Raw genomic sequence first — 6,032 nt, 5'->3', positions numbered from 1 at the left:
AGGCCTGCGCGGCCGCGGCGCGCGGCCAGCTGGTCCGCTCGAACATCGGCAGCAGCCGTTCCGGGATGAAGCGGGTGCGCGAGGCGTACATGTGGCGGTCACCCTTTGCGGCCTGGCCATGGACGAAAAAGCGCTGCGGCACCAGCAGATGCAGATCGTCCTTGGCGCGGGTCATGGCGACATAGAGCAGGCGGCGCTCCTCCTCGAGTTCAGCCGACGTGCCGGCGCCGAGATCGGAGGGCATGCAGCCGTCGACGACGTTGAGCACATAGACGGACTTCCATTCCTGCCCCTTGGCGGAATGGATGGTCGACAGGATCAAATAATCCTCGTCGAGCAGCGGCACGCCGGCCTGGTCGCTGGTCGCGTCGGGCGGATCGAGCGTGAGCTCGGTGAGGAAGCGTTCGCGCGACGGATAGCCGGCGGCGATCTGCTCGAGCTGAATGAGGTCGGCGCGGCGGACCTCGCTGTCCTCGTGGATCCGATCGAGATGCGGCTCGTACCAGAGGCGCGCGCGTTCGATGTCGACGGGCCATTCCGAGTAGCGAAGGTTCTCGATCGCCTCGACGAACAGCCGCCAGTCGGCGCCGGCGCGGGACGGGGCAGGCACCGCCACGAGTGCTGCGATCGGATCGGCGGCTTCTGCCATGCGGTCGAGCACGCGCTGCGCCGAGGCCGGCCCGACGCCGGGCAACAGATGCAGGATGCGAAAGCCGGCGACCCGGTCGCGCGGATTGGCGGTGAAGCGCAGCAGCGCCAGCATGTCCTTGACGTGCGCGGCGTCGAGGAATTTGAGGCCGCCGAACTTCACGAAGGGAATGTTGCGGCGGGTCAGCTCGACCTCCAGCGGACCGCTGTGCGAGGAGGTGCGGAACAGCACCGCCTGATGCTTCAACAGCGCGCCTTCCTCACGGTTGGCCAGCACCTGCTCGACGATGTAACGGGCTTGATCGGCTTCGTCGCGGATCGTGACCAGCAGCGGCTTGCGGGTCGAGGTTCGGTCGGTCCACAGGTTCTTGGTGAAGCGTTCCTTGGCGAGCGAGATGACGCCATTGGCGGCCGCCAGGATCGGCTGCGTCGAGCGATAGTTACGGTCGAGCGTGACGATCTCGGCGGCCGGGCTGAACTGCGCCGGGAAGTCGAGGATGTTGCGCACGGTCGCGGCGCGGAACGAGTAGATCGACTGCGCGTCGTCGCCGACGACGGTGAGCCCGTGTCCCGCCGGCTTGAGCGCGAGCAGGATGGAGGACTGCAGGCGGTTGGTGTCCTGATATTCGTCGACCATCACATGGTCGAAGCGGCCGCCGATCTCCTCGGCCAGGGCCGTATCCGTCACCATTTGCGCCCAGCACAGCAACAGGTCGTCGTAATCGAGCACGTTCTGCCGCTGCTTGGCTTCGACATAGGCCGCGAACAATTGCTTCAACTCGCTGGCCCAGCCGGAGCACCACGGGAAGAACTGGCCGAGCACAGCCTCGATCGGCATCTCCGCGTTGACGCAGCGCGAATAGATCGCAAGGCATGTGCCTTTGGTGGGAAACCGGCTTTCGGTGCGGGAGAAACCGAGATCGTGGCGGACCAGGTTCATCAGGTCGGCGGAGTCCTCGCGGTCATGGATCGTGAAGGCCGGGTCGAGGGCGATGCGTTCGGCGAATTCCCGGAGCAGCCGCGCGCCTATGCCGTGGAACGTGCCTGCCCAATTCAGCGCATCGGTCATGATCGAGGCGCGATCGCCGAGCACGCGCCGCGCGATGCGTTCGACGCGGCCGGCCATCTCGGCGGCTGCGCGTCGCGAAAAGGTCATCAACAGGATGCGCCGCGGATCGGCGCCCGCGACGATCAGATGCGCGACGCGATGGGCGAGCGTATTGGTCTTGCCGGAGCCCGCGCCCGCGATCACCAGCAGCGGGGCGCCCACGATGCCATCCTTGCCGACCCCGTGCTCGACGGCGCGGCGCTGCTCGGAATTGAGCGCATCGAGATAGGCTGTGTTGGCAACATCAGGCACGAATCACCCCTACGAAACGCTAACAGACATTGCGATTCCGTGGAGCCGGCGCACCTCAATGGGAGCAGAGAAATTAGATTGACATTAACGCGCCGCGGAGCACAACCGCGCCATGGCTGACGTTTCCAAATCCGACACGCCGCTGAAGGCGACATTCAGAGTGCGGCTGAACGGCGAGACGGTGACGCTCGCGACCGTCGGTCAGGCCTACCGCTTCATCAGCAATCTCAGCGCCGTCGAATGGATGGAGTTCCGCTCGCTGCATGACGACGCGCTGGTCGCGCTGGAGCGCGCGGCCGGTAACGCCATGCTGACGGTGCAGGCAACCTCGGCGCTGCGGATGCTGTTCGTCCGCGCCAAATTGCTTTGAAAAGAAATGGGCCGCCTTGGCCCTCCGCGGCGGCCCGAGAGTGCGGCCGAAGCGCATTGCGCACCCGGTCGTCGCGTGTACCGCCGTTACCTTGTTTGCGGCCATAACGAACGGGCCTTACGAAAGGCGCGCCGATTCGGCTGTAGCTCCAACACCACAATCAGTGGCCGACGTCGTCGACGAGGCGGTCGTACACAAGGGCAGAGCGCAGGTTCATCGTTGCGATCCTCAGATAGCTGGGTTCGCGCATCGCGTTGTTGAACATCATGATCGCCGTCTTCCAGTACCCGCGCTCGCGCTGATCAATGTTCAGCGCCGACAGGTAGTCCGCCGCGTCGCCAACGGTCGCGAGTGTTCGCCCGTCTTTCAGCGTGATCGGGAACGCAAGCGGCGACCGCTTCTCCAGCTCCAGCACGAAAGGCTCCCCCAAAAGGCAAACAGCAATAACAGAACAGACCTAGCTGCCCCGCTATATCAAAGCCTTAAGGGAGTGTCCGGGTCGTCGGGTTGGGCGGTTCAGAAGGAATCCGCCAGTGCGATCTCCGCCCGGAGGGCATCGATGCGCCGTTCGGCTTCCTCCGACGTCAGGTCGCGTGCGTACTGGTTCGGCTGATAGGCCTCCTCGGCCAGGGTCCGCAACCGCAGCGCCTGGGCTCGCGACATCAGCCCGCCCAGCCGCTCCGCAACCCCGCCAAATCTCACCGCTGCCATGCTCATCGCTCACCTCGCTTGCCGGATCGTGACTTGACAATATGTTCTATTTTTGTTCTAACAAGCTATGGACAATAAGATCAACGAAATTCGTCGTAAGATCAGCACTTTGCGAGCTGAGATGACCCTGGTCGAGGCGTCGATCCGGGATCAGGTCAACCGCGATCTGGATTGCAGCGAAGCGTCATACCGGCTGATGGCAATGCGCGCCGAAGTGACCGAGCTCATAGGCCGGTGGAAGGCCGCCGGCGGCGGCGAGCGCCTCCCCACGGTGCGGGAGCGGCTAAGCCGAAGCTTTGCGGATCGTGCCGTTGCGACCGGCAAGCCGGCTCCCGACAGATCGGACAAAGGCAGGCTCAGGCTGGGCCAGAGCAACGCGAGGGTTTGATCGGCCCGCCCGAGCGGGAGGGCGCGTCACACACCGGCTCGAGTCCGAATCTGGTTTCGAGGCGGGAACCCTGGCCGCGGGTGGGCATTTTCTTGTGGTGAGAGCCAACACCATAGCGTCGCCCAGCGCCATGATCGCCGATCCGACCGCGCCCCCGCGGACATCGATGAATGACGATCGCAGCCCGTTGCTGACGCTGATCTCCTGCATCAGCTGCATCAGGACGATGAGGCTTGAGAGCAGCTCTCCGGGCAGCGAGGGCAGGGACGTCCTTCAATATCGCTGCGAACAATGCAGCCGCATCGAACGGGTACAATTGGTGCGGCGGACCTGGCCAGCGGACCGTTAGCCCTCCATTTGAAAATTATGACCGCGCTCTCGCCTTCCTGGGCAGATCTTCATCTGCCGGGAGATCGTCCGACACGCTTACGGAGCGTTGCCCCGTCAGCTTCGAGAGTTCGCGGCTGAGGTCTTGAATGCGGTACGGCTTGCGCAGGACCGGAAAGTCGGACCGCACGTCGCGCGCACTCTCGCTGTAGCCTGTCGTCAGCAGGATCGGCAGCTCGGGCTTCCTGTCCCGGATCGTGCGCGCCAGCTTCAGCCCATCCATCTTGCCGGGCATCACGATGTCGCTGAACACCACGTCGACGCCGTCGGTCTCGATTTCCGATAAGGCAGCCTCTGCGTTCGAAGCCCAGCGCACGGTGTAGCCGAGCTGTTCGAGCAGGCCCGTGCTCGCATCGGCGACCGCCGGATTGTCCTCGATCAGCAGGACCGTTGCGGAGCCGCGCACGCTGTCGCCCGCGGTCGTACCCGTTGCGGCCTCGGTGCCGCGCGGGAGGTAGATGCTGACGGTGGTGCCCTTGCCAAGCGTGCTTGCAATCTCGATCCGGCCGTCCGCCTGGTGGGCGAAGCCGTGGACCTGGGACAGTCCGAGGCCGGTCCCTTTGCCGACCGGCTTGGTGGTGAAGAACGGGTCGAAGACCTTGCTCAGCACATCCTGGGGGATGCCTTCGCCGGTATCGGCTACGCTGACGGCCACCTCGGTGGTTGCGGGTACGTTTCGGGCCGAGACCGTCAGCGTGCCGCCACTAGCCATCGCGTCCCGCCCATTGACGACAAGGTTGATCAGCGCGGTCTCGAATTCGTTCGGGTCGACGAAGATCGGCCAGAGATCCGGCTGGATCTCCAAGTTCAGCTTGATCGCGCCGCCGAGCGCGCTGCTCAGCACCTCGCGCACCGCGGTGATCCTGTCGGCGACATCGATGGTCTGCGGGTTGACGCTCTGGCGGCGCGCGAAGGTGAGCAGCTGGCTGGTCAGGGACGCGGCGCGCTCGGATGCGGTTTCGATCGCGCTCAGGGCAAGCTGGCCGCGCTCGCTCGTCACCTCGCGCTTGATCCGGTGCAGGTTGCCCGAAATGATCATCAGCAGGTTGTTGAAGTCGTGCGCGACGCCGCCGGTCAATTGGCCCAGCGCATCCATCTTCTGCGATTCCGCCAGCTGTCGCTGCACCAGTTCGAGCTTCTGCTGCGCCTCACGCCGCTCGGAAATGTCCCGCGTGATCTTGGCAAAGCCGACCAGACTGCCGTCGCCGTCGCGGATCGGATCGATCACGACGCTGGCCCAGAAGAACGAGCCGTCCTTGCGGACCCGCCAGCCATCCTCCTCGTAGTGCCCGGTCTCCTCCGCGATCTTGAGCGCGCGGGCGGGCTTGCCCGCGGCTTGGTCGGCCGGCGTGTAGAACCGCGCGAAGCTCTGGCCGATGATTTCGCTTGGCGAATAGCCCTTGATGCGCTCGCCGCCGGCGTTCCAGTTGGCGACGATGCCGGCCGGCGTCAGCATGTACAGCGCGTAGTCGGTGACGTTGCTCACCAGCAGGCGGAACTGGCTTTCGCTGGCGTCGAGATCCGCGCGCGCCTGTTGGCGCTCGGTCACGTCGCGGGTGACCATCGCGTAGCCGATCAGCTTGCGCTTCTCGTAGATCGGATCGATGACGACAGAGGCGTAGAATTGCGAGCCATCCTTGCGGATGTACCAGCCCTCGGCCACGGCGTGCTTTTCCTTCCGCGCCATCCGCAGCGCCATCGCGGGAAGGCCCGATGCTCGATCCTCCTCAGGGTAGAAGACCGAGAAGTGCTTGCCGAGGATCGTCTTGGCCGGATAGCCGGTGATGCGCTCGGCGCCCTTATTCCAGTTGATCACCCGTCCATCGGGGGCGAGCGTGCAGATCGCATAGTCAATTGCCCCTCCGGCCAACAGGTGGAAGCTGCGTTCGCTTTCGAGAATGCCCCGCTTGAGCTGGTCTGACTTTTTAACCATCACCAATCCTGCCAACGCCGGGAACGTTCCGGGGAGGCCAATGTTCCAATGCGATCAAATGCGCCGATCAGGCCCAAGCAATATGAACGGCTTACGCTACTGCGCAAAAAGTTCCAATGCGCATGGGAACTTTTGGTTCCATCGACGATTAAGCCCCTCGGTTTGCGTCACAAATCGCGGTTTTGGCGTTTTCCCGCTTGAATAGATCAAGGGCAGTCATTCTTATGGTCACACT

Annotated in this window: 6 protein-coding genes; 2 read left to right on the top strand and 4 right to left on the bottom strand. The window is 64.2% G+C overall.

Features of this window, described 5'->3' with window-relative positions; translation table 11 throughout:
• Positions 1-2,008, bottom strand: a 2,008-nt coding sequence (locus H8B02_RS11955; protein ID WP_229166415.1) for an ATP-dependent helicase, incomplete at its 3' end; no start/stop codon positions are given.
• Positions 2,009-2,120: 112 nt separating this feature from the next.
• Between H8B02_RS11955 and H8B02_RS11950 the strand changes: the two genes are divergently transcribed.
• A complete protein-coding gene (locus H8B02_RS11950) occupies positions 2,121-2,378 on the top strand; it encodes a hypothetical protein (protein WP_176531322.1) in 258 nt (85 codons plus the stop codon).
• A 160-nt stretch (positions 2,379-2,538) separates the two neighbouring features.
• Here H8B02_RS11950 and H8B02_RS11945 read toward each other — a convergent pair whose 3' ends face one another.
• Together H8B02_RS11945 and H8B02_RS11940 are read right to left on the bottom strand one after the other, a co-directional pair.
• Positions 2,539-2,793, bottom strand: coding sequence for a hypothetical protein (locus H8B02_RS11945; protein ID WP_176531323.1), 255 nt, complete (start codon positions 2,791-2,793; stop codon positions 2,539-2,541).
• A 101-nt stretch (positions 2,794-2,894) separates the two neighbouring features.
• Positions 2,895-3,095: a DUF3072 domain-containing protein gene (locus tag H8B02_RS11940; protein ID WP_229166414.1), complete on the bottom strand. Its 201-nt coding sequence runs from the start codon at positions 3,093-3,095 to the stop codon at positions 2,895-2,897.
• 115 nt (positions 3,096-3,210) lie between these two features.
• Between H8B02_RS11940 and H8B02_RS11935 the strand changes: the two genes are divergently transcribed.
• Positions 3,211-3,477: a hypothetical protein gene (locus H8B02_RS11935; protein WP_229166413.1), complete on the top strand. Its 267-nt coding sequence runs from the start codon at positions 3,211-3,213 to the stop codon at positions 3,475-3,477.
• 364 nt (positions 3,478-3,841) lie between these two features.
• Here the strand turns inward: H8B02_RS11935 and H8B02_RS11930 are convergent, their stop codons facing one another.
• Positions 3,842-5,797 (bottom strand): hybrid sensor histidine kinase/response regulator, encoded by a 1,956-nt coding sequence (locus tag H8B02_RS11930; RefSeq protein ID WP_312000827.1) that lies wholly within the window; start codon positions 5,795-5,797, stop codon positions 3,842-3,844.
• Between the last annotated feature and the right edge of the window lie 235 nt (positions 5,798-6,032).

It is taken from the genome of Bradyrhizobium altum (assembly GCF_020889705.1).
In the GTDB taxonomy this organism is placed as follows: Bacteria; Pseudomonadota; Alphaproteobacteria; order Rhizobiales; family Xanthobacteraceae; genus Bradyrhizobium; species Bradyrhizobium altum.
The sequence above is the reverse complement of the archived record's forward strand: the minus strand, read 5'-3'. Positions and strand labels throughout refer to the sequence as shown.

Excerpts from the sequence above, each read along its gene's own strand:
- H8B02_RS11950 (WP_176531322.1), top strand. The coding sequence starts at position 2,121 with ATGGCTGACGTTTCCAAATCCGACACGCCGCTGAAGGCGACATTCAGA.
- H8B02_RS11940 (WP_229166414.1), bottom strand. The coding sequence starts at position 3,095 with ATGAGCATGGCAGCGGTGAGATTTGGCGGGGTTGCGGAGCGGCTGGGC.
- H8B02_RS11935 (WP_229166413.1), top strand. The coding sequence starts at position 3,211 with ATGACCCTGGTCGAGGCGTCGATCCGGGATCAGGTCAACCGCGATCTG.
- H8B02_RS11930 (WP_312000827.1), bottom strand. The coding sequence starts at position 5,797 with ATGGTTAAAAAGTCAGACCAGCTCAAGCGGGGCATTCTCGAAAGCGAA.